Source organism: Pseudomonas sp. B6(2017), assembly GCF_002112765.1.
GTDB lineage: Bacteria > Pseudomonadota > Gammaproteobacteria > Pseudomonadales > Pseudomonadaceae > Aquipseudomonas > Aquipseudomonas piscis.
Map to the genome: position 1 here is coordinate 1 of NZ_NEIQ01000001.1, position 23,834 is coordinate 23,834.

Here is a 23,834-nt window from a genome sequence, read left to right on the forward strand (position 1 = left end):
GGGAAACCCCACACTACCATCGGCGATGCATCGTTTCACTGCTGAGTTCGGGATGGGATCAGGTGGTTCCAATGCTCTATGGTCGTCAAGAAATTCTGTAGCTGAGCCGTTGTTTGGGCAACGTTCCAGCGAATGGGTATGCAATAGGTTTGTGTGTCAAACTTTCGGTTGGTCATCTTCACACACCGCAATCTGGTCTCTGTCGAGTTCGCAAATTGCTTGGGTGTTATATGGTCAAGCCTCACGGGCAATTAGTATTGGTTAGCTCAACGCCTCACAGCGCTTACACACCCAACCTATCAACGTCGTAGTCTTCGACGGCCCTTTAGGGGATTCAAGATCCCAGTGAGATCTCATCTTGAGGCAAGTTTCCCGCTTAGATGCTTTCAGCGGTTATCTTTTCCGAACATAGCTACCCGGCAATGCCACTGGCGTGACAACCGGAACACCAGAGGTTCGTCCACTCCGGTCCTCTCGTACTAGGAGCAGCCCCTCTCAAATCTCAAACGTCCACGGCAGATAGGGACCGAACTGTCTCACGACGTTCTAAACCCAGCTCGCGTACCACTTTAAATGGCGAACAGCCATACCCTTGGGACCGGCTTCAGCCCCAGGATGTGATGAGCCGACATCGAGGTGCCAAACACCGCCGTCGATATGAACTCTTGGGCGGTATCAGCCTGTTATCCCCGGAGTACCTTTTATCCGTTGAGCGATGGCCCTTCCATACAGAACCACCGGATCACTAAGACCTACTTTCGTACCTGCTCGACGTGTTTGTCTCGCAGTCAAGCGCGCTTTTGCCTTTATACTCTGCGACCGATTTCCGACCGGTCTGAGCGCACCTTCGTACTCCTCCGTTACTCTTTAGGAGGAGACCGCCCCAGTCAAACTACCCACCATACACTGTCCTCGATCCGGATAACGGACCTGAGTTAGAACCTCAAGGTTGCCAGGGTGGTATTTCAAGGATGGCTCCATGAGAACTGGCGTCCCCACTTCAAAGCCTCCCACCTATCCTACACAAGCAAGCTCAAAGTCCAGTGCAAAGCTATAGTAAAGGTTCACGGGGTCTTTCCGTCTAGCCGCGGATACACTGCATCTTCACAGCGATTTCAATTTCACTGAGTCTCGGGTGGAGACAGCGCCGCCATCGTTACGCCATTCGTGCAGGTCGGAACTTACCCGACAAGGAATTTCGCTACCTTAGGACCGTTATAGTTACGGCCGCCGTTTACCGGGGCTTCGATCAAGAGCTTCGCTTGCGCTAACCCCATCAATTAACCTTCCGGCACCGGGCAGGCGTCACACCCTATACGTCCACTTTCGTGTTTGCAGAGTGCTGTGTTTTTAATAAACAGTCGCAGCGGCCTGGTATCTTCGACCGGCATGGGCTTACGGAGCAAGTCCTTCACCCTCACCGGCGCACCTTCTCCCGAAGTTACGGTGCCATTTTGCCTAGTTCCTTCACCCGAGTTCTCTCAAGCGCCTTGGTATTCTCTACCTAACCACCTGTGTCGGTTTGGGGTACGGTTCCTGGTTATCTGAAGCTTAGAAGCTTTTCTTGGAAGCATGGCATCAACCACTTCGTCACCTAAAAGGTAACTCGTCATCAGCTCTCGGCCTTGAAATCCCGGATTTTCCTAAGATTTCAGCCTACCACCTTAAACTTGGACAACCAACGCCAAGCTGGCCTAGCCTTCTCCGTCCCTCCATCGCAATAACCAGAAGTACAGGAATATTAACCTGTTTTCCATCGACTACGCTTTTCAGCCTCGCCTTAGGGACCGACTAACCCTGCGTCGATTAACGTTGCGCAGGAAACCTTGGTCTTTCGGCGTGCGAGTTTTTCACTCGCATTGTCGTTACTCATGTCAGCATTCGCACTTCTGATACCTCCAGCAAGCTTCTCAACTCACCTTCACAGGCTTACAGAACGCTCCTCTACCGCATCACTTACGTGATACCCGTAGCTTCGGTGTATGGTTTGAGCCCCGTTACATCTTCCGCGCAGGCCGACTCGACTAGTGAGCTATTACGCTTTCTTTAAAGGATGGCTGCTTCTAAGCCAACCTCCTAGCTGTCTAAGCCTTCCCACATCGTTTCCCACTTAACCATAACTTTGGGACCTTAGCTGACGGTCTGGGTTGTTTCCCTTTTCACGACGGACGTTAGCACCCGCCGTGTGTCTCCCATGCTCGGCACTTCTAGGTATTCGGAGTTTGCATCGGTTTGGTAAGTCGGGATGACCCCCTAGCCGAAACAGTGCTCTACCCCCTAGAGTGATACATGAGGCGCTACCTAAATAGCTTTCGAGGAGAACCAGCTATCTCCGAGCTTGATTAGCCTTTCACTCCGATCCACAGGTCATCCGCTAACTTTTCAACGGTAGTCGGTTCGGTCCTCCAGTCAGTGTTACCTAACCTTCAACCTGCCCATGGATAGATCGCCCGGTTTCGGGTCTATACCCAGCGACTAAACGCCCTATTAAGACTCGCTTTCGCTACGCCTCCCCTATTCGGTTAAGCTTGCCACTGAATATAAGTCGCTGACCCATTATACAAAAGGTACGCAGTCACAGAACAAAGTCTGCTCCCACTGCTTGTACGCATACGGTTTCAGGATCTATTTCACTCCCCTCTCCGGGGTTCTTTTCGCCTTTCCCTCACGGTACTAGTTCACTATCGGTCAGTCAGTAGTATTTAGCCTTGGAGGATGGTCCCCCCATATTCAGACAAGGTTTCTCGTGCCCCGTCCTACTCGATTTCACTTCTAAGATCCTTTCGCGTACAGGGCTATCACCCACTATGGCCGCACTTTCCAGAGCGTTCCGCTAAAATCAAAGAAGCTTAAGGGCTAGTCCCCGTTCGCTCGCCACTACTAAGGGAATCTCGGTTGATTTCTTTTCCTCAGGGTACTTAGATGTTTCAGTTCCCCTGGTTCGCCTCTTGCACCTATGTATTCAGTGCAAGATAACCATCTTATGATGGTTGGGTTCCCCCATTCAGAGATCTCCGGATCAAAGTCTGTTTGCCGACTCCCCGAAGCTTATCGCAGGCTACCACGTCTTTCATCGCCTCTGACTGCCAAGGCATCCACCGTATGCGCTTCTTCACTTGACCATATAACCCCAAGCAATCTGGTTATACTGTGAAGACGACATTCGCCGAAAGTTTGAATTCACAAACTTTACCTTAGCCTGATCCACTACCAGTGAAAGTAGTGTTCAGTCTATCTTTCTATCACATACCCAAATTTTTAAAGAACGATCTAATCAAAAGACTAGAAATCAACATTCGATTTGAATGCTCATTTCTAAGCTTTCAGAAGCAGTTTATGGTGGAGCCAAGCGGGATCGAACCGCTGACCTCCTGCGTGCAAGGCAGGCGCTCTCCCAGCTGAGCTATGGCCCCATAACAAAATTGGTGGGTCTGGGCAGATTCGAACTGCCGACCTCACCCTTATCAGGGGTGCGCTCTAACCAACTGAGCTACAGACCCAATTTCGAGCTTGTAACTGTTAGCTTGGAGCTATCAGCTTGGAGCTTAAAGCTGCTTCTATCGTCTTCTTCAATGAATCAAGCAATTCGTGTGGGAGCTTATGAAGCAGCTGATGTCGTCGATTAAGGAGGTGATCCAGCCGCAGGTTCCCCTACGGCTACCTTGTTACGACTTCACCCCAGTCATGAATCACACCGTGGTAACCGTCCTCCCGAAGGTTAGACTAGCTACTTCTGGTGCAACCCACTCCCATGGTGTGACGGGCGGTGTGTACAAGGCCCGGGAACGTATTCACCGCGACATTCTGATTCGCGATTACTAGCGATTCCGACTTCACGCAGTCGAGTTGCAGACTGCGATCCGGACTACGATCGGTTTTGTGGGATTAGCTCCACCTCGCGGCTTGGCAACCCTCTGTACCGACCATTGTAGCACGTGTGTAGCCCAGGCCGTAAGGGCCATGATGACTTGACGTCATCCCCACCTTCCTCCGGTTTGTCACCGGCAGTCTCCTTAGAGTGCCCACCATAACGTGCTGGTAACTAAGGACAAGGGTTGCGCTCGTTACGGGACTTAACCCAACATCTCACGACACGAGCTGACGACAGCCATGCAGCACCTGTGTCAGAGTTCCCGAAGGCACCAATCCATCTCTGGAAAGTTCTCTGCATGTCAAGGCCTGGTAAGGTTCTTCGCGTTGCTTCGAATTAAACCACATGCTCCACCGCTTGTGCGGGCCCCCGTCAATTCATTTGAGTTTTAACCTTGCGGCCGTACTCCCCAGGCGGTCAACTTAATGCGTTAGCTGCGCCACTAAAGTCTCAAGGACCCCAACGGCTAGTTGACATCGTTTACGGCGTGGACTACCAGGGTATCTAATCCTGTTTGCTCCCCACGCTTTCGCACCTCAGTGTCAGTATCAGTCCAGGTGGTCGCCTTCGCCACTGGTGTTCCTTCCTATATCTACGCATTTCACCGCTACACAGGAAATTCCACCACCCTCTACCATACTCTAGCTTGCCAGTTTTGGATGCAGTTCCCAGGTTGAGCCCGGGGCTTTCACATCCAACTTAACAAACCACCTACGCGCGCTTTACGCCCAGTAATTCCGATTAACGCTTGCACCCTCTGTATTACCGCGGCTGCTGGCACAGAGTTAGCCGGTGCTTATTCTGTCGGTAACGTCAAAACAGCAAGATATTAGCTTACTGCCCTTCCTCCCAACTTAAAGTGCTTTACAATCCGAAGACCTTCTTCACACACGCGGCATGGCTGGATCAGGCTTTCGCCCATTGTCCAATATTCCCCACTGCTGCCTCCCGTAGGAGTCTGGACCGTGTCTCAGTTCCAGTGTGACTGATCATCCTCTCAGACCAGTTACGGATCGTCGCCTTGGTGAGCCATTACCTCACCAACTAGCTAATCCGACCTAGGCTCATCTGATAGCGCAAGGCCCGAAGGTCCCCTGCTTTCTCCCGTAGGACGTATGCGGTATTAGCGTCCCTTTCGAAACGTTATCCCCCACTACCAGGCAGATTCCTAGGCATTACTCACCCGTCCGCCGCTAAATCCGTGAGCAAGCTCACTTCATCCGCTCGACTTGCATGTGTTAGGCCTGCCGCCAGCGTTCAATCTGAGCCATGATCAAACTCTTCAGTTCAATACTGCTTGGGTTTTTAAGAAACCCTAAACTTGGCTCAGCAATCTCAAATGACTATGTGATTTCTCGCATGGTCACTCGTGATGCTGATAATCTTTTTGACTATCAGTCTGACTACACAAGCACCCACACGAATTGCTTGATTCAGTTGTTAAAGAGCGGTTGGTTAAGATCTTTCGTCTCAACCGAGGCGCGCATTCTACAGCAGCCTCACTTGCTGTCAAGTGATTTTTTTAAGAAGTTTTCAAAGTTTCCTTTGTAACTTCAACCACTTGCGCTTCCGATCTCTCGTTAGCGGGAGGCGAATTCTACAGCGTTACACGCTGCTGTCAACACCTCTTTTTAACCGCTTTCGATCGAGAGGATCGAAACGCTAACAAGGCCACTTTCGCTGCCTTATCAGCTCCTTTCGGGCTTCGATGGACTGAAGCGTGACCGCTGTCGAAATCTTCGTAACTCGTTGAATCTCAAGGAGTTTTCCGTTTCGACTGCGCCGGAAGTGGGGCGAATTATAGAGACATTAAACTCGCCGTCAACACTTATTTTCAGATTTCCATGAATAACCCCCAAAACCCCGTAAAAGGCTGTCCCGGACAGCGTTACATGGAACGCAAAGCGCTTCTCTATATATAAGAAGGAAGGCCCTACAACACTCCCGATCGCTTCAAGCTATCCACGGCCTCGGCCTGCATGCCCAGCACGCACTGCAGAACTTGCTGCGTATGCTCACCCAACAGAGGAGGGGCCTGACGATATTCAACCGGCGTCTCGGAGAGACGAATCGGACTGGCCACCTGGGGCACCATCCCCGCCAAGGCATGCGGCAACTCCACGGCCAAGCCACGGGACACCACCTGCGGATCGGCAAACACCTGGGACAGGTCGTTGATCGGCCCACACGGCACCCCAGCCTGCTCCAGCTGGCTGACCCACTGCGCCGTAGTCTTGAATACCGTCGCCTGGCGGATCAGAGGAATCAGCACCGCGCGATTGGCCACCCGCAGCTTGTTGGTGGCGAACCGAGGGTCATCCGCCCACTGCGGCTGGCCCGCCACTTCGGCAAACTTGCGAAACTGCCCGTCATTACCCACGGTAAGGATGAAGTCGCCATCCGCCGTCGGAAAATCCTGATAGGGCACTATATTAGGATGGGCATTACCCAGGCGCTTGGGCGCGACTCCCGTCGTCAGGTAGTTCATCGCCTGGTTCGCCAGGCACGCGACCTGGACATCCAGCAGTGCCATGTCGATATGCTGCCCGCTGCCGCCCTGGTCCCGGTGAGCCAGGGCCGCCAGGATCGCCACCGTCGAATAGAGCCCCGTCAGGATGTCGGTCAAGGCCACGCCGACCTTCACCGGCCCGGCACCTTCTTCACCTTCGGGCCGGCCAGTCAGGCTCATCAGCCCACCCAACCCCTGGATCATGAAGTCATAACCCGCCCGCTTGGCATAAGGCCCCGTCTGGCCGAACCCGGTGATCGAGCAATAGATCAGGCGCGGATTGACCGCCTTCAGCGACTCATAGTCCAGGCCATAGGCCGCCAGGCCGCCCACCTTGAAGTTCTCGATGACGATGTCCGACTTGGCCGCCAGTTCGCGCACCAGTTGCTGGCCCTCCGGACGGGTGAAGTCGATGGTCACCGATTGCTTGTTACGGTTGGCCGACAGGTAATAGGCGGCCTCCGTGGTGTTCTCGCCATAGGCGTCCTTCAAGAAGGGCGGGCCCCAGGCACGGGTATCGTCACCGTTGCCCGGACGCTCGACCTTGATGACCTCCGCCCCCAGGTCCGCCAGGATCTGGCCGGACCATGGCCCGGCCAGGACCCGCGATAAATCCAGTACCCGCAGATGCGATAACGCGCCCATGGCCGCTCTCCTATTAATAGAACGCCTGGATACCGGTTTGTGCACGCCCCAGGATCAGCGCATGCACGTCATGGGTGCCTTCATAGGTGTTGACCACCTCCAGGTTCACCAGGTGACGGGCGATGCCGAACTCGTCGGAGATACCGTTGCCGCCCAGCATGTCGCGGGCCATGCGGGCAATCTCCAGGGACTTGCCGCAGGAGTTGCGCTTCATGATCGAAGTGATTTCCACCGCCGCGGTGCCTTCATCCTTCATCCGGCCCAGGCGCAGGCAGCCTTGCAGGGCGAGGGTGATCTCGGTCTGCATGTCCGCCAGCTTCTTCTGGATCAGCTGGGTCGCCGCCAGGGGACGGCCGAACTGCTGGCGATCGAGGGTGTACTGGCGAGCGGTGTGCCAGCAGAACTCGGCGGCACCCAGGGCGCCCCAGGAAATGCCGTAGCGCGCCGAGTTCAGGCAGGTGAACGGACCTTTGAGGCCGCGCACATCAGGGAAGATGTTCTCTTCCGGCACGAACACGTTGTCCATGACGATCTCACCGGTGATCGACGCTCGCAGGCCGACCTTGCCGTGGATAGCCGGAGCGCTCAGGCCCTTCCAGCCTTTCTCCAGGACAAAGCCACGGATATCGCCAGCGTCGTCCTTGGCCCAGACCACGAACACATCGGCGATCGGGCTGTTGGTGATCCACATCTTGCTGCCGGTCAGGCTGTAGCCGCCATCCACCTTGCGCGCACGGGTCACCATGGCGCCCGGGTCGGAACCATGGTTGGGCTCGGTCAAGCCGAAGCAGCCGATCCACTCGCCAGAAGCCAGCTTCGGCAGGTACTTCTGCTTTTGCGCCTCGGTGCCGAATTCGTTGATCGGCACCATCACCAGGGACGACTGCACGCTCATCATCGAGCGGTAACCGGAATCCACGCGCTCCACTTCACGGGCGATCAGGCCGTAGCACACATAGTTCAGGCCACTGCCGCCGTATTGCTCGGGAATTGTCGCGCCCAGCAGGCCCACTTCACCCATCTCGCGGAAGATCGCCGGATCGGTCTGCTCATGGCGGAAAGCCTCCAGGACCCGCGGCATCAGCTTGCCCTGGGCAAACTGCTCGGCGCTGTCGCGCACCATGCGCTCTTCTTCGGTCAGTTGCTGATCCAGCAGAAGGGGATCGATCCAGTTGAAGCTTGCTTTGCCGCCCATGGGAGAGTCCTCGTGAAGTAGGCCAACTATCGTGGATTGATCCTAGGCCTGGTCGTCGCCCCGGGCAAACGAGGATTTCGCATACTGTTGTGCTAATTTCTCACTTCGAAATGGCTTCAAGTGCCATTTACAGCATTCATTAGTGAGATTGCCGTACATGCGCAGAAAAATCCCCAGCACCGCCGCGCTCATCAGCTTCGAAGCCGCCGCCCGTCACGAGAGCTTCACCAAGGCCGCCCTGGAACTTTCCCTGACCCAGGGCGCGGTATGCCGCCAGATCGCCAGCCTGGAGGAGTTCCTCGGCGTCGAGCTGTTCCGCCGCTCCCGACGCGGGGTCAAGCTGACCGAGGCCGGCCTGTCCTATAGTCGCCGGGTCGCCACCCAGCTGGATGCGGTGGAACGCGACACGCTATCGGTGATGGGGCAGCAGGGCGCCAACGTCATCGAACTGGCCGTGGTCCCGACCTTCGGCACCCAGTGGCTGCTGCCACGCCTCAAGGACTTCCAGCAACGGCATCCGGACGTCACGGTCAACCTGACCAACCGCACCCGGCCATTCCTGTTCGCCGATACTCCCTTCGACGCTGCCATCTACTTCGGCGATGCCGACTGGTCCGGCACCCAGTCCCACCGTTTGATGGACGAACACCCCATGCCGGTATGCAGCCCGGCCATGCTGGGCGAACTTCAACAGTTATCCCCCGAAGCCATTGCCGAGCTGCCCTTGCTACAGCAGACCACCCGGCCCTACGCCTGGCGCCAGTGGTTCAACTCCCAGCAGTTGAGCGTCCCACGGGACATGACAGGCCCACGCTACGAGCTATTCTCAATGCTCGCCCAGGCAGCCATGCACAACATGGGCATCGCCTTGATCCCGCCGTTCCTGATCCAGCGCGAACTGGCGGAGAAGCGCCTGGTGATCGCCAACCCCAAGGCCCTGTCGAGCATCAAGGCGTACTACCTGATGATTCCCGAACGGAAGGTGGAGTCAGCCTCATTGCGGGCATTTCGCGATTGGCTGGTACGCCAGGCACACAGCTATACCTTGGAAAACTGAGGCCTCCAGCCATAATTGACCCCGTAGTCAGAAAAACCAAAACACTACAGATATAACTATTTGTCGCCTTTAGGCAGACTGTACCGACACCTAGCAAAAACCTTCTCCAAGCAGCTAACCACGCGGGTTGTAGGGTTTATTGGCAGGCAATGTGTGAGCATTCATGTCACCGATGCGAAAAAACTTAAATTTGCGGTAAAAGCCTTGAAAGCCACAGCCTGCAAGGCTTTACCCCTGATGGTTGCGACATTCGGTCACGGGGTGACTTGTAGTTAATTTTCCGTCACTAGTCAGAATTCCTTGAAGGCCTCAAAGTTCGCCTGCAAAATGCCGCGCCCCGCTGTGATTTCAGCGGGATCGTGCTGATCGGCCGCCCCAGCGCCCCTGCGTAGTGCGCTGGCCTTCTAAGAAAGATCGCAAGCAATAAGATCAAGCAGGAGATTTGACGTGCACATTGGTGTTCCTCTCGAAACCCAGACGGGTGAAACACGGGTTGCTGCAACCCCGGAAACCATCAAGAAGCTGATCGGCCAGGGTCATAAGGTCACCGTGCAAAGCGGCGCCGGCATCAATGCCAGCGTGGTGGACAGTGCCTACGAAGCGGCAGGGGCAACCATTGGCAGCGCCAACGATGCCTTCGGCGCCGAGCTGATCCTCAAGGTCGTGGCTCCCAACGACAGTGAACTGGCCCTGATCAAGAGCGGGACCGTCCTGGTGGGCATGCTCAACCCGTTCAGCAATGAAACCATTGCCAAGCTGGCCGAGCGCGGGATCACCGCCTTCGCCCTGGAAGCCGCGCCGCGCACCTCCCGGGCCCAGAGCCTGGACGTGCTGTCGTCCCAGGCCAACATCGCCGGCTACAAGGCAGTGTTGCTGGCAGCCCACTATTACCCGCGCTTCATGCCGATGCTGATGACCGCCGCCGGCACCGTGAAGGCTGCCCGCGTGCTGATCCTCGGCGCCGGCGTGGCTGGCCTGCAGGCCATCGCCACGGCCAAGCGCCTGGGTGCGGTGATCGAGGCTTCGGACGTGCGTCCGGCGGTGAAGGAGCAGATCGAGTCCCTGGGTGCCAAGTTCGTCGACGTGCCCTACGAAACCGATGAAGAGCGCGAATGTGCCGAAGGCGTTGGTGGCTACGCCCGCCCCATGCCAGCCAGTTGGATGCAGCGCCAGGCCCTGGCCGTGCACGAACGCGCCAAGCAGGCCGATATCGTCATCACCACCGCGCTGATCCCGGGCCGCAAGGCGCCGACACTGCTGAGCGCCGATACCGTGGCCCAGATGAAGCCCGGCTCGGTGGTCATCGACCTGGCCGCCGCCCAGGGCGGCAACTGCCCGCTGACCGTGGCTGACGAGGTAGTGATCGAGCATGGCGTGACCATCGTCGGCCCGACCAACCTCGCCGGCGCAGTAGCTGCCGACGCGTCGGCCCTGTATGCCCGCAACCTGCTGGACTTCCTGAAGCTTGTCTTCACCAAAGAAGGGCAGTTCGACGTCAACCTCGAAGACGACATCGTCGCCGCGTGCCTGATGTGCCGCGACGGCCAAGTCATCCGCAAAAACGCCTAAGCAGGGATTCAGACGATGGAAGAGCTCATCTCCCCCGGTATCTACAACCTGATCATCTTCGTGCTGGCGATCTATGTCGGTTACCACGTGGTCTGGAACGTCACACCCGCACTGCACACGCCGCTGATGGCGGTGACCAACGCCATTTCCGCGATCGTCATCGTCGGCGCCATGCTGGCCGCCGCCCTGACCGTGACTCCGCTGGGCAAGACCATGGGCACCCTGGCCGTGGCCCTGGCCGCGGTCAACGTGTTCGGTGGCTTCCTGGTCACCCGCCGCATGCTGGAAATGTTCAAGAAGAAAGCGCCCAAAGCCAAAGAAGAGGTGCAGAAATAATGAGTATGAACCTGGTAACCACCCTCTACCTGATCGCTTCGGTGTGCTTCATCCAGGCGCTCAAGGGCCTTTCGCACCCGACTACGTCGCGCCGCGGCAACCTGTTCGGCATGCTCGGCATGGCCCTGGCGGTACTGACCACCGTCGGCCTGATCTACAAGCTCGGCGCCGAGCTCGCCACCGCCGGCATCGGCTATGTGATCGTCGGCCTGCTGATCGGCGGCACCGCCGGTTCGATAATGGCCAAGCGCGTCGAAATGACCAAGATGCCTGAGCTCGTGGCCTTCATGCACAGCATGATCGGCCTGGCCGCGGTGTTCATCGCCATCGCCGCCGTGGTCGAGCCGCAGTCCCTGGGCATCGTCAAGCACCTGGGCGACTCGATCCCGACCGGTAACCGCCTGGAGCTGTTCCTCGGCGCGGCCATCGGCGCCATCACCTTCTCCGGTTCGGTGATCGCCTTCGGCAAGCTGTCGGGCAAGTACAAGTTCCGCCTGTTCCAGGGCGCACCGGTACAGTTCGCCGGCCAGCACAAGCTGAACCTGGTACTGGGCCTGGCCACCCTGGGCCTGGGCATCACCTTCATGGTCACCGGCAACCTGGGCGCCTTCGCCCTGATGCTGGCCCTGGCCTTCGTCATGGGCGTGCTGATCATCATCCCCATCGGCGGTGCCGACATGCCGGTGGTGGTGTCGATGCTCAACAGCTACTCGGGCTGGGCGGCGGCGGGCATCGGCTTCTCGCTGAACAACTCGATGCTGATCATCGCCGGCTCCCTGGTGGGCTCCAGCGGCGCGATCCTCTCCTACATCATGTGCAAGGCGATGAACCGCTCGTTTTTCAACGTGCTGCTCGGCGGTTTCGGCAACAGCGCCGATGCCGGTGGTCCGGCAGGCGCCCAGGAGGCCCGTCCGGTGAAGTCCGGCTCGGCCGACGACGCGACCTTCCTGCTGACCAACGCCGACACCGTGATCATCGTGCCCGGCTACGGCCTGGCGGTGGCACGCGCCCAGCACGCATTGAAGGAACTCACCGAGAAACTGGTCCATCGTGGCGTGACCGTGAAGTACGCGATCCACCCGGTGGCAGGGCGCATGCCTGGCCATATGAACGTGCTGCTGGCCGAGGCCGAAGTGCCGTACGACCAGGTGTTCGAGATGGAAGACATCAACTCCGAGTTCGGCCAGGCCGACGTGGTACTGGTGCTCGGCGCCAACGACGTGGTCAACCCGGCGGCGAAGAACGATCCGAAGTCGCCTATCGCCGGCATGCCGATCCTCGAGGCCTTCAAGGCCAAGACCATCATCGTCAACAAGCGCTCCATGGCCAGCGGTTATGCCGGCCTGGACAACGAACTGTTTTATCTGGACAAGACCATGATGGTCTTCGGCGACGCCAAGAAAGTCATCGAGGACATGGTCAAGGCCGTCGAATAATCCTGCCGTAGCGCAATACCCAAGACCTCAGCCTTTAGTAGGCTGGGGTTTTTTATTTACTCCAGAAAGCCGACGGAAGGCTCTAGGACAGGGCCTTTCATTCGACCTTTGTCGCGGGGCGTTTTTTCTGGAAATCACTAGACTGCGCTTCTTGCTTTCGTTGCCCGAGATAACAATCCATGTACCGTGATCGTATCCGCTTGCCTTCGTTGTTGGATAAGGTGATGAGCGCCGCAGACGCTGCCGCTCTGATTGAGGACGGCATGACCGTCGGCATGAGCGGCTTCACCCGCGCCGGTGAAGCCAAGGCCGTGCCCCATGCCCTGGCCGAACGGGCCAAGGTGTCACCGCTTAAAATCAGCCTGATGACCGGCGCCAGCCTGGGCAACGACCTGGACAAGGAACTGACCGAGGCCGGCGTGCTGGCCCGGCGCATGCCGTTCCAGGTGGACAGCACCCTGCGCAAGGCGATCAACGCCGGCAAGGTGATGTTCATCGACCAGCACCTGTCGGAAACCGTCGAACAACTGCGCAACCAGCAGCTCAAGCTGCCGGACATCGCCGTGATCGAGGCAGTAGCCATCACCGAGCAGGGGCATATCGTGCCGACCACCTCGGTGGGCAACTCCGCCAGCTTCGCGATCTTCGCCAAGCAAGTGATCGTCGAGATCAACATGGCGCACAACCCGAACCTGGAAGGGCTGCACGACATCTATATCCCGACCTATCGCCCAACCCGTACGCCGATCCCGCTGGTGAAGGTCGACGACCGCATCGGCAGCACCGCCATCCCGATCCCGGCGGACAAGATCGCCGCCATCGTCATCACCGACCAGCCCGACTCGCCGTCCACTGTCTCGACCCCGGACAGCGAGACCCAGGGCATCGCCAACCACCTGATCGACTTCCTCAAGCGGGAAGTGGAGGCCGGGCGCATGAGCAACAAGCTCGGCCCGCTGCAGGCCGGCATCGGCAACATCGCCAACGCAGTGATGTGCGGCCTGATCGAGTCGCCCTTCGAAAACCTGACCATGTACTCCGAAGTGCTGCAGGACTCGACCTTCGACCTGATCGACGCCGGCAAGCTGAGCTTCGCCTCGGGCAGCTCCATCACCCTGTCGAGCCGGCGCAACGCCGATGTGTTCGGCAACCTGGAGCGCTACAAGGACAAGCTGGTGCTGCGCCCGCAGGAGATCTCCAACCACCCCGAGGTGGTGCGGCGCCTGGGCATCATCGGTATCAACACTGCGCTGGAGTTCGACATCTACGGCAACGTCAACTCCACCCACGTCTGCGGCACCAAGATGATGAACGGCATCGGCGGCTCGGGTGACTTCGCCCGTAACGCGCACCTGGCGATCTTCGTCACCAAGTCGATCGCCAAGGGTGGCGCGATTTCCAGCGTGGTACCCATGGTCAGCCATGTGGACCACACCGAGCACGACGTCGACATCCTCGTCACCGAGATCGGCCTGGCCGACCTGCGTGGCCTGGCGCCACGGGAACGGGCACGGGTGATCATCGACAACTGCGTGCATCCGTCCTACCGCGACGCCCTCAACGATTACTTCACCAAGGCCTGCGCCCTGGGTGGCCACACCCCGCACATCCTGCGTGAAGCCCTGAGCTGGCACATCAACCTGGAAGAAACCGGGAAGATGCTCGCCGAGTGATGAATACAGTCGGCGGCTGACGCAAGCACAGTTGCGTCAGTCCGCCGGCTCCGTCGCCAACCAGTTACAAAAACTGTACTGCTGTACCGGTCTTTTCCCCGCCTGAAATCGCCCTTCATCGATCAAAAACCTGCGAAATGCACCAAAAAGGTGCTGACAGGTACAGTTGCGCCATTTCGGAACAGTACAGCCCCTATAAACAGTTAACTGGTCTTTCACAATACAGGTGAACTGTATCTACAGAGTCTTGCGCCGGAAGAGGATCATGGGCACCAGTTAAACCACTACCTGATCCCGCCACAAGCGGAAGGATGTCAACCATGGAACGTACACTCAGTTCCGAACTGTTCTTCGAAGACAAGGCTGTTAAATCCCAGGCTTCCCTGCCTCTGCGCGTTCTCGCCAACCTGATGCTGTGGCAGCGCCGCATCTCCAGCCGCCACCAACTGGCTCGCCTGGATTCGCGTCTGCTGGCCGATGCCGGGATCAGCGAAGCGCAACGCTACGAAGAGCTGAGCAAGCCGTTCTGGCGCTAACTCAGCGTCGCTGGCCCTGACCCACCGGGTCGACCGCCAGCACCCCGAATCGCATACACAAGACCCGCCGCGGGAAACCGCGGCGGGTCTTGTGCTTCATGGCCGCGGGAACCTGGAATACAGCCAGGCAAACCGGAATAGATACAGTTTTAAATAAACAACAATTGAACCAGTACAATTTAACACTGGTGTATCTGCCAGGGACCATTCGCTCCTCACATGATGAAGCTTCCAAACCACGGGCTAGACGCCTCATCGAGGAACGCATCATGGACTCGCCAACCCATTCGACCGACAGCCACCCACAACCCGCCAAGGGCCCGCATCCCTGGTACGCCTGGTTGAGCGCCATCGCGCGCATGGGCGAACGGGCCAGGACCCGCAAGCTCCTGGCCCAGTTGGACGAGCGTCAACTGGCGGACAGCGGCATCAGCCACTGCGACAGGGCAGCGGAGCTGCACAAACCGTTCTGGCGAACCTGAACAGCTCTGGGCGAACGCAACGACGAGGCCTAATATCGGGCATGACGTGGCTAGTTCCTCCCGTGCTGCGTCAGAGCAATCGGACACAGCACCTTGCAGTGGCTGCCCGGCGTATCACTCAGCGCCTTTCATTGTCTGTTCATCCACAGGAGTTACCCATGCCTCGTCTCCGCCTGCTTAGCGCCGCAGCCCTGCTGGCCCTGGCCGCCAACGCCCACGCCAGCAGTCTGATCGTTACCACCGACGCCATTGTCGGTGCGCTCAAGGCCACCTCGGATGCCACCTCCGACGCCACCTCCTCACTGCGTGACAACAAGATCGTTCGCGCCGCCCGGGACGACGCCGCCAGCTTCGTCGCCACCGATGGCGCCATTCGCGGGGTGAAGCTGGAAAGCGCCTTCGCCCACATCCGCCAGCAAGCGCCACAGCTGCAGCAGGCCACCGATACCCAGTTGGCCCAAGCCATCCTGGCGATCTGAGATGTGCCCGGTTCAGGTGCCCCAGCGCACCTGAACCGCTCTGCGCTGGTCCTTGGCGCCCCGTTGCGCTAGCCTTTGCGCTGGTTTTCAGCTACCGGGATCCACAGGTTTGTTTCGCATTGCCTTTTCCGCTCCAGTACTGCTCCTGATCTGTTGGGCCAACCCGGCCCAGGCGTTCGACGTGATCACCCAAGGCTCGGTCGTCAGCGTCTACGCCACAAGCCAGGTGACCTCCGCGCCCTTCGACCATAAACTGCTACTCGCCGCCCAGGATGATGCCGCTGCCTTCGTTGCAACCGACGGCCAACTGCGTGGCGCCCGCCTGGAATCCGCGCTGAAATACCTGCGCGCAGCCCCGGCGAAATTGCATGCCGGCGACCTTGAACTGGCGCAGGCAATTCTCGTCCAATAGCTATCCCGTACCCCCGGAGTCATCCCATGCGTAGCCCGCTGATTGCCGCCACCCTCGGCCTGTTGTTGTTGGCCGACGTGGCCCAGGCACACACCCTGGTGGCCACCAGTAACATCATCGTCCGCGCCTTCGGTCGCACCATCGATTTCACCTCGGACACCACCACCTCAATCCGTGACTCCAAGCTCGTGCGCGAAGCCCATGACGACGCCGCCAGCTTCGTCGCCAGCAACGGCGATATCCGTGGCGCCCAGCTGGAAGCCGCCTTCGACACCCTGCGGGCCCGCGTACCGGAAGCCCGCGATGCCAGCGACCAGGTACTGGCCGAAGCCATCCTCGCCCTGTGAAGCCGCTGCGCGCCTGGCTGCTGGCAACGACCCTGGGCTTGCTCTGCGGCACCGCCCAGGCCGACCTCAAGCTGCGCCTGAAGACCGATGGCCTGACCCCGCAGCAACAACAAGCCAGCCAGGCCCTGCTGGACGAAGCGATGCAGGCATTGCCGCCACGCTTCATCCAGCAGCTGGATCGCACCATCGCCGTCGGCTGGACCGATCGCATGCCCGACAACGCCTACGGTGAAGCCTCCCTGGTAGCGGAGCTGGACCTCAACCGCGCACTGTTGCCGAGCCTTGCCGACGGTTCCGCCGCCACCCAGAAAACCAGCCGCCCCCATGGCACCGTGCGCCGGGAAATGCTCGCCACCGTGCTCCATGAGCTGACCCATATCTATGATCGTGCGCGCCTCTGGCCCAGCGCCGAACGCAGCCTGATCCAGCGCTGCACCCGCAACAACGGCACCACCGGCCTGGTAGGCCTGCCGGACGCCTGCCGTGGCCAGAACGATCGCCGCTTCACCCTGAGCGACGACCCACGCCTGCTGGACCTGGCCGGCTGGCAGCAGTACGTCGGCCGGCGCGGGGAGCGCGAGCAGCACAACCGCCAGATCGCCCGCAGCCCCGACCTCTACGAGACGACCAACCCCAAAGAGTTCGTCGCGGTGAACATGGAGTACTTCCTCCTGGACCCGAGCTACGCCTGCCGGCGTCCAGCGCTCTACCGCTACTACCAGGAACATTTCGGCTGGGCGCCCGCCGCCAAGGACACCTGCGCCAAGTCCTTCGCCTTCCTCAATGCCGGCAACGACTTCGCCAAGACGCCCCTGGGGAAGGTCGACCCGGAGCGGGTCTACGCGGTGGACTACCTGCTGGCCGAAGCCAACCAGAACTGGGTCAGTCGCTGGGGCCACAGCATGCTGCGCCTGGTGATCTGTGCCCCGGGCCGGCCCCGTGGACCAGACTGCCGACTGGACCTGGACCAGCACTTGGTGCTGTCCTATCGCGCCTTCGTCGGCGACGTGCAGCTCTCCAGCTGGGATGGCCTGGTGGGCAAGTACCCGTCGCGGCTGTTCATCCTGCCGCTGGCCCAGGTGATCGACGAATACACCAAGACCGAGCTGCGCAGCCTGGCCTCGGTGCCCTTGAAACTCTCGCGCAGCGAGATCGAGGAAGTGGTGGAACACGCCGCCGAGATGCACTGGAGCTACGACGGCAACTATTACTTCCTGTCCAACAACTGCGCCGTGGAGAGCCTCAAGCTGCTGCGCAGCGGCAGCAACAACAAGCAACTGGTCGGCCTGGACAGCATCATGCCCAATGGCCTGCTGGAAGTGCTCAAGGGCAGGGGACTGGCCGATACCAGCGTGCTCGACGATCCCCGCGAGGCCCTGCGCCTGGGTTATCGCTTCGACTCGTTCCGCGATCGCTACCAGGCGATGTTCGAGGTCATCAGGAAGAACCTGCCGATCAAGCAGGCCAACGTCGAGGACTGGCTGTCACTGAGCGCCGAGCAACGCCGCCAGTGGTTCGCCCAGGCCGACCTGCGTACCAGCGCCGCCTTGCTGCTCCTGGAGCAGGCGAGCTTTCGCCGCCAGCTGCTGCTGGCCCAGGACGAGGTCAAGCAACGTTACCTGGGCGCCCGCGAGCTGAAGAATGGCGGCATGGAGAAGGCCAACCAGACCCTGCAGCAGATTCTCGCCAACAGCGGTTTTCTCAGCCGCCCGGCGGAGCTACTGGGTAGCAGCGGCTATGGCTTGCCGCAACCTGGAGAATGGCAGCGCCTGGAGGCCGAGAGCAGCCAGCGGCAGAAGCAGTTGCAATCCCTGACCGGCGACCTGGACAAGGAAGTGCGGGCCTTGCTGGAACCAGCTCGCGCTGCCGAGATCGCCGCCAACGAAGCCAACCTCAAGCAGGTGGGCGAACACCTGCGGGCGCTGCACAAGGCCGCAGGCGGCCTGGAACTGCCTTGACTCCCTGATCCACATTCGGTGCTTTGTGCCTGCTAGCCGCCAGAAAGCACCTCGTTTGCAGCAGGTCCACACCTACGGCTGCAGGATGCATGTCACCATGAAAAGCCCCAAGACTATCGCCGCGCGTTTAGGCTTCAGCATTCTAGGCACCCTGGCACTTAGCACCCCTGCCCAAGCCATCAAGGTAGTCCCCGACTTCGATACAGAGCCTGGCATGGCCACGGTGTTCTGGGGAGCCCTCACCACAACCGGCCCATTTATCGGCACCACAGTGACATTCAACGAACTGAGTGACAGCGATCAGAAGCGACTGCTGCTGGCCCGCGATGACGCCGCGGCCTTTGTCGCCACCGACACCGCCGTTCGTGGGGCGCTACTGGAATCTGCCCTGCTGATGCTGCGTCAGAAGGGCAACCTGGATCACTACGATGATCTTGCCCTGGCTTGCGCCATCCTGGCTTCCACCCACTGAAGCCCCCAAGGACGGACCTGTCCGAACCTTGCCAGGAACCTTCTCCTCGATTGAAGAGAGTGCCCAAGGCCCTATAACGTCTCTTGCGCCTCACCTAGCAACTGCTCGTCCAGGTGCAGCCAGGGCAGGCGGCTGTCGGTCCAGATATGCCGCTGCGCCGGGGCCTGCTCCGGATGATCCAGGGTGGCGATGGTGACGTCGATGCTGTCCGGGCTCAGCTGGGTGATGAGCGCCAGGTGCGCCCCGCAATCACCGCAGAAATACCGGGCGCAACTGGCGGACGAGTCATAGCGGGCCGGGTTGCCCGCCAGCCACCTGAAAGCCGAGGCGGGCAGGGTGATCCAGGTCGTGACCAAGCCGCCGCTGACCCGACGACAGATCGAACAATGGCAGTGGGCGATATCCTGCAACGGCCCGCTGAATTGATAACGCACCCGGCCGCAATGGCAGCCCCCGCTGTGCAATGGGTCCATGTCCCTGCCTCCTTTGCCTTGATGTCCTTCACTGTATGCCGCCTGTCGGGCATTGCCACAGCCGCGACTTCCTTTCTCCGGCGAAAGCTGGCTGAAAGCTTGTCCCATTAGCATCGCCCCCCACTGCCGGCGACAGACCGGCTGGCCACAGTGGGCGCTCAGGCGCTCCCGGTCCAATTAACAACAACAATGGTGATTCTGATGTCCGCTCGTACCCGCCTGTTCGCTATCCCCACTCCCGTACGCCTCGTGCTTGCCGTCCCGCGCTGAACCCACCCGGTCCGACATTCCCTAGCCGCGCTACGCCTGGAGTATTCCCATGCTGACTTTCCTTGGCTTCGCCATGGTCATCACGTTCATGTTCCTGATCATGACCAAGCGCCTGTCGGCGCTGATCGCCCTGATCATCGTGCCGATCCTGTTCGCCCTGTTCGGTGGCTTCGCGCCGAAGATCGGCCCGATGATGCTCGAAGGCATCACCAAGCTGGCCCCCACCGGCGTGATGCTGATGTTCGCCATCCTGTACTTCGCCCTGATGATCGACTCCGGGTTGTTCGACCCTGCAGTGCGCAAGATCCTCAAGCTGGTCAAGGGCGACCCGCTGAAGGTCTCGGTAGGCACCGCGGTGCTGGCACTGGTGGTATCGCTGGACGGTGACGGCGCCACCACCTACATGATCTGCGTGGCCGCCATGCTGCCGCTGTACAGCCGCATCGGCATGAGTCCGCGGATCATGGCCGGCCTGATCATCCTCGCCGGCGGCGTGATGAACATGACGCCCTGGGGCGGTCCCACTGCCCGCGCCGCCAGTGCGCTGCACGTGGACCCTTCGGATATATTCGTGCCGATGATCCCGGCGATGCTGGCAGGCGTGGTGGCGATCCTGGCCATCGCCTACCTGTACGGCAAGCGCGAGCGCGCCCGCCTGGGCGAACTGCACCTGGTCGGCGACGAGGTGGACCATAGCGAGATCAGCGTCTCGCAGTTCCCCGACGCCCGCCGGCCGAAGCTGATCTGGTTCAACGGTGCCCTGACCTTCGCCCTGATGTGCGCGCTGATCGCCGGCCTGCTGCCCCTACCCGTGCTGTTCATGGTGGCGTTCAGCATCGCCATGATCGTCAACTATCCCTGCCTGCAGCAGCAGAAGGACCGGGTCGCGGCCCACGCCGGCAGCGTGCTGGCGGTGGTCGGGCTGATCTTCGCTGCGGGGATCTTCACCGGCATCCTGTCCGGCACCGGCATGGTCGACGCCATGTCCAAGAGCCTGCTGGCGGTGATCCCCGAGGCCCTGGGCCCTTACCTCGCGATCATCACCGCCCTGGTGAGCATGCCGTTCACCTTCTTCATGTCCAACGATGCCTTCTACTACGGGGTCCTGCCGGTACTGGCCGAGGCCGCCAGCCACTACGGCATCACCGCGGTGGAGATGGCTCGCGCGTCGATCGTCGGCCAGCCCGTACACCTGCTCAGCCCGCTGGTACCCTCGACCTACCTGTTGGTGGCCCTGGCCGGCATCGAGTTCGGCGATCACCAGCGCTTCACCCTCAAGTGGGCAGTGCTGGTCTGCCTGTGCATAATGCTCGCCGCCTTGTTGATGGGAATATTTCCCCTGTTCAGCACTCTATAAAAGACCACAGATTCTTCGCCCTGGCCGATCGTCGGACGGGGCCATAACCCTCGCTCAAAGGAACACACATGGAATGGCTGACCAACCCGGAAATCTGGGTTGCCTTCTTCACCCTGACGGCCCTGGAGATCGTCCTGGGCATCGACAACATCATCATGATCTCGATCCTGGTCAGCCGCATGCCCAAGCACATGCAGGCCCGCACCCGGATCTTCGGCCTGGCCCTGGCGATGATCACGCGGATCATGCTGCTGTTGTCGATCACCTGGGTCATGCGCCTGACCGACGACCTGTTCACCGTGCTCGGCCAGGGTATCTCCGGGCGTGACCTGATCCTGTTCTTCGGTGGCCTGTTCCTGCTGTGGAAAAGCTCCCAGGAGATGTACCACGCCCTGGAAGGCGAGGATGAGTCCAGCGACGAACCCAAGGGCAAGGGCGGCAACTTCATCTACACCATCATCCAGATCGCGATCATCGACATCGTGTTCTCCCTGGACTCGGTGATCACCGCAGTGGGCATGGTTTCCCACGTGCCGGTAATGGTGGCGGCGATCGTCGTCGCGGTGCTGGTGATGATGCTGGCCTCGGGCACCATCAGCGAATTCATCGACAAGCACCCATCGCTGAAGATGCTCGCGCTGTCGTTCCTGCTGGTGGTCGGTACCGTACTGATCGCCGAAGCCTTCGACGTGCATGTGCCCAAGGGCTATGTGTACTTCGCCATGGCCTTCTCCCTGGCGGTGGAAGTCATCAACATCAAGTTGCGCACCAACCTGGCGAAGAAAAAACAAGTGGATCCAGTGAAACTGCGCAAGGACATTCCCGGTCAATAAACCGAATGCGCTGGAATCGCTGAAATGAAAAGGGGCTTTCGGGCCCCTTTTGCTTGTCCGGCACATGACGTTTTCATAACAGTTATGTTTCAGTCGCCGGAACAGCTATGCGATGCTGGCGCCCTGTGCGTTAGCCGACTAAAGCTTACATACATAACCTAGAACCGCGCGCAGCAACGTCCATTGGCCCCGCTTGGGGCTCTTCACCCCAGGGGGGCCGTGCATGCTGACCCTGCTCAATCTGCTTTCCGCCGTGGCCCTGCTGGTGTGGGGCACGCATATCGTGCGTACCGGGATCCTGCGGGTCTACGGTTCCAACCTGCGGCACGTGATCGGCCAGAACATGAGCCGGCGTCCGCTGGCGTTCATCGCCGGGATCCTGGTAACGGCCATGGTCCAGAGCAGCAACGCCACGGCCATGCTGGTGACTTCCTTCGTCGGCCAGGGCCTGATGGGCCTGACCCCGGCCCTGGCCACCATGCTCGGCGCCGACGTCGGTACCGCCCTGATGGCCCGGGTGCTGACCTTCGACCTGTCGTGGCTCTCGCCGCTGCTGATCTTCATCGGGGTGATGTTCTTCCTCTCGCGCAAGCAGACCCGCGCCGGCCAGCTGGGTCGGGTCGGCATCGGCCTGGGCCTGATCATCCTGGCCCTGCAACTGATCGTGGAAGCTGCCGCACCCATCACCCATGCCCAGGGGGTGAAGGTGCTGTTCGCCTCGCTGACCGGCGACATCCTGCTGGATGCGCTGATGGGCGCGGTGTTCGCCATGGTCTCCTATTCCAGCCTGGCCGCCGTGCTGCTCACCGCCACCCTGGCCGGAGCCGGGGTCATCGGCCTGCCAGTGGCCATCGGCCTGGTGATCGGGGCCAACATCGGCAGCGGCGTGCTGGCCTTTCTCAGCACCAGCATGCAGAACGCCGCCGGGCGCCAGGTGGCCCTGGGCAGCTTGCTGTACAAGCTGATCGGCCTGCTGCTGATCATCCCGGTCCTCGATCCGCTGGCCCACTGGATGGACAGCCTGGATTTCAGTGCCCAGGAAGTGGTGATCGGCTTCCACCTGCTCTACAACACCGCCCGTTGCCTGCTGCTGTTGCCCAGTGTCGGCCCCATGGCGCGGCTCTGCGCCTGGCTGCTGCCCGAGCGCGCCCAGGAGAATGGCCGGGCACGGCCGCGCCACCTGGACCCCACTGCCCTGGTCACGCCCAGCCTGGCCCTGGCCAACGCCGCCCGGGAAACCCTGCGCATCGGCGACCTGGTGGACAGCATGCTCGAAGCCATGGGCGACGTATTGCGCGGCAAGCAGACCGCCATCACCCAGGAATTGCGGGCCTTGAGCGACGACGTCGAGGCGCTGTACAGCGCCATCAAGCTGTACCTGGCACAGATGCCCCGCGAAGACCTCAGCGACCAGGACAGCCGGCGCTGGGCGGAAATCATCGAACTGGCGATCAACCTCAAGCTGGCCAGCGACCTGATCGAGCGCATGCTGCGCAAGGTCCAGCAGCAGAAAACCTCCCAGCGCCGTTCCTTCTCCGAGGTCGGCCTGGAGGAACTGACCGGCCTGCACGCCCAGCTGATCGCCAACCTGCGCCTGGGGCTCTCGGTGTTCCTCAGTGCCGATCCGGAAAGCGCCCGGCAACTGCTACGCGAGAAGCGCCGTTTCCGCGCCCAGGAACGGCGCCTGGCCCACGCCCACGTCAGCCGCCTGCAACGCAAGATCGTCCAGAGCATCGAGACCAGCTCCCTGCACCTGGAACTGATCGCCGACATGAAGCGCCTCAACTCGCTGTTCTGCAGCAGCGCCTATGTCGTGCTGGAAACCTCGGATACCGGGGCCCTGGAAGTCGAGGACATGAGCGACATCACCCACTCGCCCTGAACGTCCAGGGTCATGTGCAGTCTCTACAACTTACGCACGCCG

18 protein-coding genes, 2 tRNA genes and 3 rRNA genes are annotated in these 23,834 nt (G+C 60.0%); 15 read left to right on the plus strand and 8 right to left on the minus strand.

The annotated features are described in order from the left end of the window. From rrf to CAG11_RS00040, 7 genes are all read right to left on the minus strand, one after another. Positions 1-90, minus strand: a 5S ribosomal RNA gene (gene rrf / locus CAG11_RS00005); the annotation flags it as partial. Positions 91-230: 140 nt separating this feature from the next. Further along, a 23S ribosomal RNA gene (locus tag CAG11_RS00010) occupies positions 231-3,122 on the minus strand. Positions 3,123-3,337: 215 nt separating this feature from the next. Further along, positions 3,338-3,413 (minus strand) — tRNA-Ala (locus CAG11_RS00015). A 10-nt stretch (positions 3,414-3,423) separates the two neighbouring features. Further along, positions 3,424-3,500: transfer RNA gene (locus CAG11_RS00020), tRNA-Ile, on the minus strand. 123 nt (positions 3,501-3,623) lie between these two features. After that, a 16S ribosomal RNA gene (locus tag CAG11_RS00025) occupies positions 3,624-5,160 on the minus strand. A 644-nt stretch (positions 5,161-5,804) separates the two neighbouring features. Further along, positions 5,805-7,025, minus strand: coding sequence for a CaiB/BaiF CoA-transferase family protein (locus CAG11_RS00035; protein ID WP_085593879.1), 1,221 nt, complete (start codon positions 7,023-7,025; stop codon positions 5,805-5,807). Positions 7,026-7,038: 13 nt separating this feature from the next. Next, positions 7,039-8,220 (minus strand): acyl-CoA dehydrogenase, encoded by a 1,182-nt coding sequence (locus tag CAG11_RS00040; protein ID WP_022642742.1) that lies wholly within the window; start codon positions 8,218-8,220, stop codon positions 7,039-7,041. A gap of 157 nt (positions 8,221-8,377) precedes the next feature. Here CAG11_RS00040 and CAG11_RS00045 point away from each other — a divergent pair, with 157 nt between their 5' ends. From CAG11_RS00045 to CAG11_RS00100, 12 genes are all read left to right on the plus strand, one after another. Beyond that, on the plus strand, positions 8,378-9,277 hold the full coding sequence (locus tag CAG11_RS00045) for a LysR family transcriptional regulator (protein WP_022642741.1): 900 nt from the start codon (positions 8,378-8,380) through the stop codon (positions 9,275-9,277). 447 nt (positions 9,278-9,724) lie between these two features. Next, positions 9,725-10,846 (plus strand): Re/Si-specific NAD(P)(+) transhydrogenase subunit alpha, encoded by a 1,122-nt coding sequence (locus CAG11_RS00050; RefSeq protein ID WP_085593881.1) that lies wholly within the window; start codon positions 9,725-9,727, stop codon positions 10,844-10,846. Between the two features lie 15 nt (positions 10,847-10,861). Continuing rightward, entirely contained in the window at positions 10,862-11,182 is a 321-nt protein-coding gene (locus CAG11_RS00055; RefSeq protein WP_003233786.1) for an NAD(P) transhydrogenase subunit alpha, read from the plus strand. Further along, the gene (locus tag CAG11_RS00060; protein ID WP_085593883.1) at positions 11,182-12,618 is read left to right on the plus strand and encodes an NAD(P)(+) transhydrogenase (Re/Si-specific) subunit beta; all 1,437 of its coding nucleotides are present in this window, start codon (positions 11,182-11,184) and stop codon (positions 12,616-12,618) included. The genes CAG11_RS00055 and CAG11_RS00060 overlap by 1 nt, the downstream gene beginning before the upstream one ends. Before the next feature lie 179 nt (positions 12,619-12,797). Continuing rightward, the gene (locus CAG11_RS00065; protein WP_085593885.1) at positions 12,798-14,291 is read left to right on the plus strand and encodes an acetyl-CoA hydrolase/transferase family protein; all 1,494 of its coding nucleotides are present in this window, start codon (positions 12,798-12,800) and stop codon (positions 14,289-14,291) included. A gap of 320 nt (positions 14,292-14,611) precedes the next feature. Next, complete coding sequence (locus CAG11_RS00070; RefSeq protein ID WP_022642737.1) at positions 14,612-14,827, plus strand: DUF1127 domain-containing protein; 216 nt, start codon at positions 14,612-14,614, stop codon at positions 14,825-14,827. A 269-nt stretch (positions 14,828-15,096) separates the two neighbouring features. After that, positions 15,097-15,309, plus strand: a complete 213-nt coding sequence (locus CAG11_RS00075; RefSeq protein WP_085593887.1) for a DUF1127 domain-containing protein — start codon at positions 15,097-15,099, stop codon at positions 15,307-15,309. A 158-nt stretch (positions 15,310-15,467) separates the two neighbouring features. After that, on the plus strand, positions 15,468-15,788 hold the full coding sequence (locus CAG11_RS00080) for a DUF2388 domain-containing protein (protein WP_022642735.1): 321 nt from the start codon (positions 15,468-15,470) through the stop codon (positions 15,786-15,788). A 118-nt stretch (positions 15,789-15,906) separates the two neighbouring features. Next, positions 15,907-16,200 (plus strand): DUF2388 domain-containing protein, encoded by a 294-nt coding sequence (locus CAG11_RS00085; RefSeq protein ID WP_085594598.1) that lies wholly within the window; start codon positions 15,907-15,909, stop codon positions 16,198-16,200. A 26-nt stretch (positions 16,201-16,226) separates the two neighbouring features. After that, positions 16,227-16,547, plus strand: coding sequence for a DUF2388 domain-containing protein (locus tag CAG11_RS00090; RefSeq protein ID WP_022642733.1), 321 nt, complete (start codon positions 16,227-16,229; stop codon positions 16,545-16,547). Further along, positions 16,544-18,505 (plus strand): DUF4105 domain-containing protein, encoded by a 1,962-nt coding sequence (locus CAG11_RS00095; RefSeq protein ID WP_085593889.1) that lies wholly within the window; start codon positions 16,544-16,546, stop codon positions 18,503-18,505. The genes CAG11_RS00090 and CAG11_RS00095 overlap by 4 nt, the downstream gene beginning before the upstream one ends. Before the next feature lie 97 nt (positions 18,506-18,602). After that, complete coding sequence (locus CAG11_RS00100; RefSeq protein ID WP_256578549.1) at positions 18,603-18,977, plus strand: DUF2388 domain-containing protein; 375 nt, start codon at positions 18,603-18,605, stop codon at positions 18,975-18,977. 71 nt (positions 18,978-19,048) lie between these two features. On the opposite strand, the gene CAG11_RS00105 is transcribed toward CAG11_RS00100, so the two are convergent. Continuing rightward, positions 19,049-19,450, minus strand: a complete 402-nt coding sequence (locus CAG11_RS00105) for a GFA family protein (RefSeq protein ID WP_085593891.1) — start codon at positions 19,448-19,450, stop codon at positions 19,049-19,051. Positions 19,451-19,769: 319 nt separating this feature from the next. Between CAG11_RS00105 and CAG11_RS00110 the strand changes: the two genes are divergently transcribed. The 3 genes from CAG11_RS00110 (at position 19,770) to CAG11_RS00120 (ending at position 23,792) form a co-directional block, all read left to right on the plus strand. After that, positions 19,770-21,077: a CitMHS family transporter gene (locus CAG11_RS00110; protein WP_085593893.1), complete on the plus strand. Its 1,308-nt coding sequence runs from the start codon at positions 19,770-19,772 to the stop codon at positions 21,075-21,077. A 68-nt stretch (positions 21,078-21,145) separates the two neighbouring features. After that, entirely contained in the window at positions 21,146-21,910 is a 765-nt protein-coding gene (locus tag CAG11_RS00115; protein WP_053137940.1) for a TerC family protein, read from the plus strand. 223 nt (positions 21,911-22,133) lie between these two features. Beyond that, positions 22,134-23,792, plus strand: coding sequence for a Na/Pi cotransporter family protein (locus CAG11_RS00120; protein WP_053137937.1), 1,659 nt, complete (start codon positions 22,134-22,136; stop codon positions 23,790-23,792). Positions 23,793-23,834 lie beyond the last annotated feature (42 nt).

What these genes read in the sequence shown, in the direction of transcription:
- CAG11_RS00090 (WP_022642733.1), top strand. Translation starts at nt 16,227, where the DNA reads ATGCGTAGCCCGCTGATTGCCGCCACCCTCGGCCTGTTGTTGTTGGCC.
- CAG11_RS00035 (WP_085593879.1), bottom strand. Translation starts at nt 7,025, where the DNA reads ATGGGCGCGTTATCGCATCTGCGGGTACTGGATTTATCGCGGGTCCTG.
- CAG11_RS00060 (WP_085593883.1), top strand. Translation starts at nt 11,182, where the DNA reads ATGAGTATGAACCTGGTAACCACCCTCTACCTGATCGCTTCGGTGTGC.
- CAG11_RS00110 (WP_085593893.1), top strand. Translation starts at nt 19,770, where the DNA reads ATGCTGACTTTCCTTGGCTTCGCCATGGTCATCACGTTCATGTTCCTG.
- CAG11_RS00115 (WP_053137940.1), top strand. Translation starts at nt 21,146, where the DNA reads ATGGAATGGCTGACCAACCCGGAAATCTGGGTTGCCTTCTTCACCCTG.
- CAG11_RS00105 (WP_085593891.1), bottom strand. Translation starts at nt 19,450, where the DNA reads ATGGACCCATTGCACAGCGGGGGCTGCCATTGCGGCCGGGTGCGTTAT.
- CAG11_RS00045 (WP_022642741.1), top strand. Translation starts at nt 8,378, where the DNA reads ATGCGCAGAAAAATCCCCAGCACCGCCGCGCTCATCAGCTTCGAAGCC.
- CAG11_RS00120 (WP_053137937.1), top strand. Translation starts at nt 22,134, where the DNA reads ATGCTGACCCTGCTCAATCTGCTTTCCGCCGTGGCCCTGCTGGTGTGG.
- CAG11_RS00040 (WP_022642742.1), bottom strand. Translation starts at nt 8,220, where the DNA reads ATGGGCGGCAAAGCAAGCTTCAACTGGATCGATCCCCTTCTGCTGGAT.
- CAG11_RS00055 (WP_003233786.1), top strand. Translation starts at nt 10,862, where the DNA reads ATGGAAGAGCTCATCTCCCCCGGTATCTACAACCTGATCATCTTCGTG.
- CAG11_RS00065 (WP_085593885.1), top strand. Translation starts at nt 12,798, where the DNA reads ATGTACCGTGATCGTATCCGCTTGCCTTCGTTGTTGGATAAGGTGATG.
- CAG11_RS00080 (WP_022642735.1), top strand. Translation starts at nt 15,468, where the DNA reads ATGCCTCGTCTCCGCCTGCTTAGCGCCGCAGCCCTGCTGGCCCTGGCC.
- CAG11_RS00075 (WP_085593887.1), top strand. Translation starts at nt 15,097, where the DNA reads ATGGACTCGCCAACCCATTCGACCGACAGCCACCCACAACCCGCCAAG.
- CAG11_RS00100 (WP_256578549.1), top strand. Translation starts at nt 18,603, where the DNA reads ATGAAAAGCCCCAAGACTATCGCCGCGCGTTTAGGCTTCAGCATTCTA.
- CAG11_RS00070 (WP_022642737.1), top strand. Translation starts at nt 14,612, where the DNA reads ATGGAACGTACACTCAGTTCCGAACTGTTCTTCGAAGACAAGGCTGTT.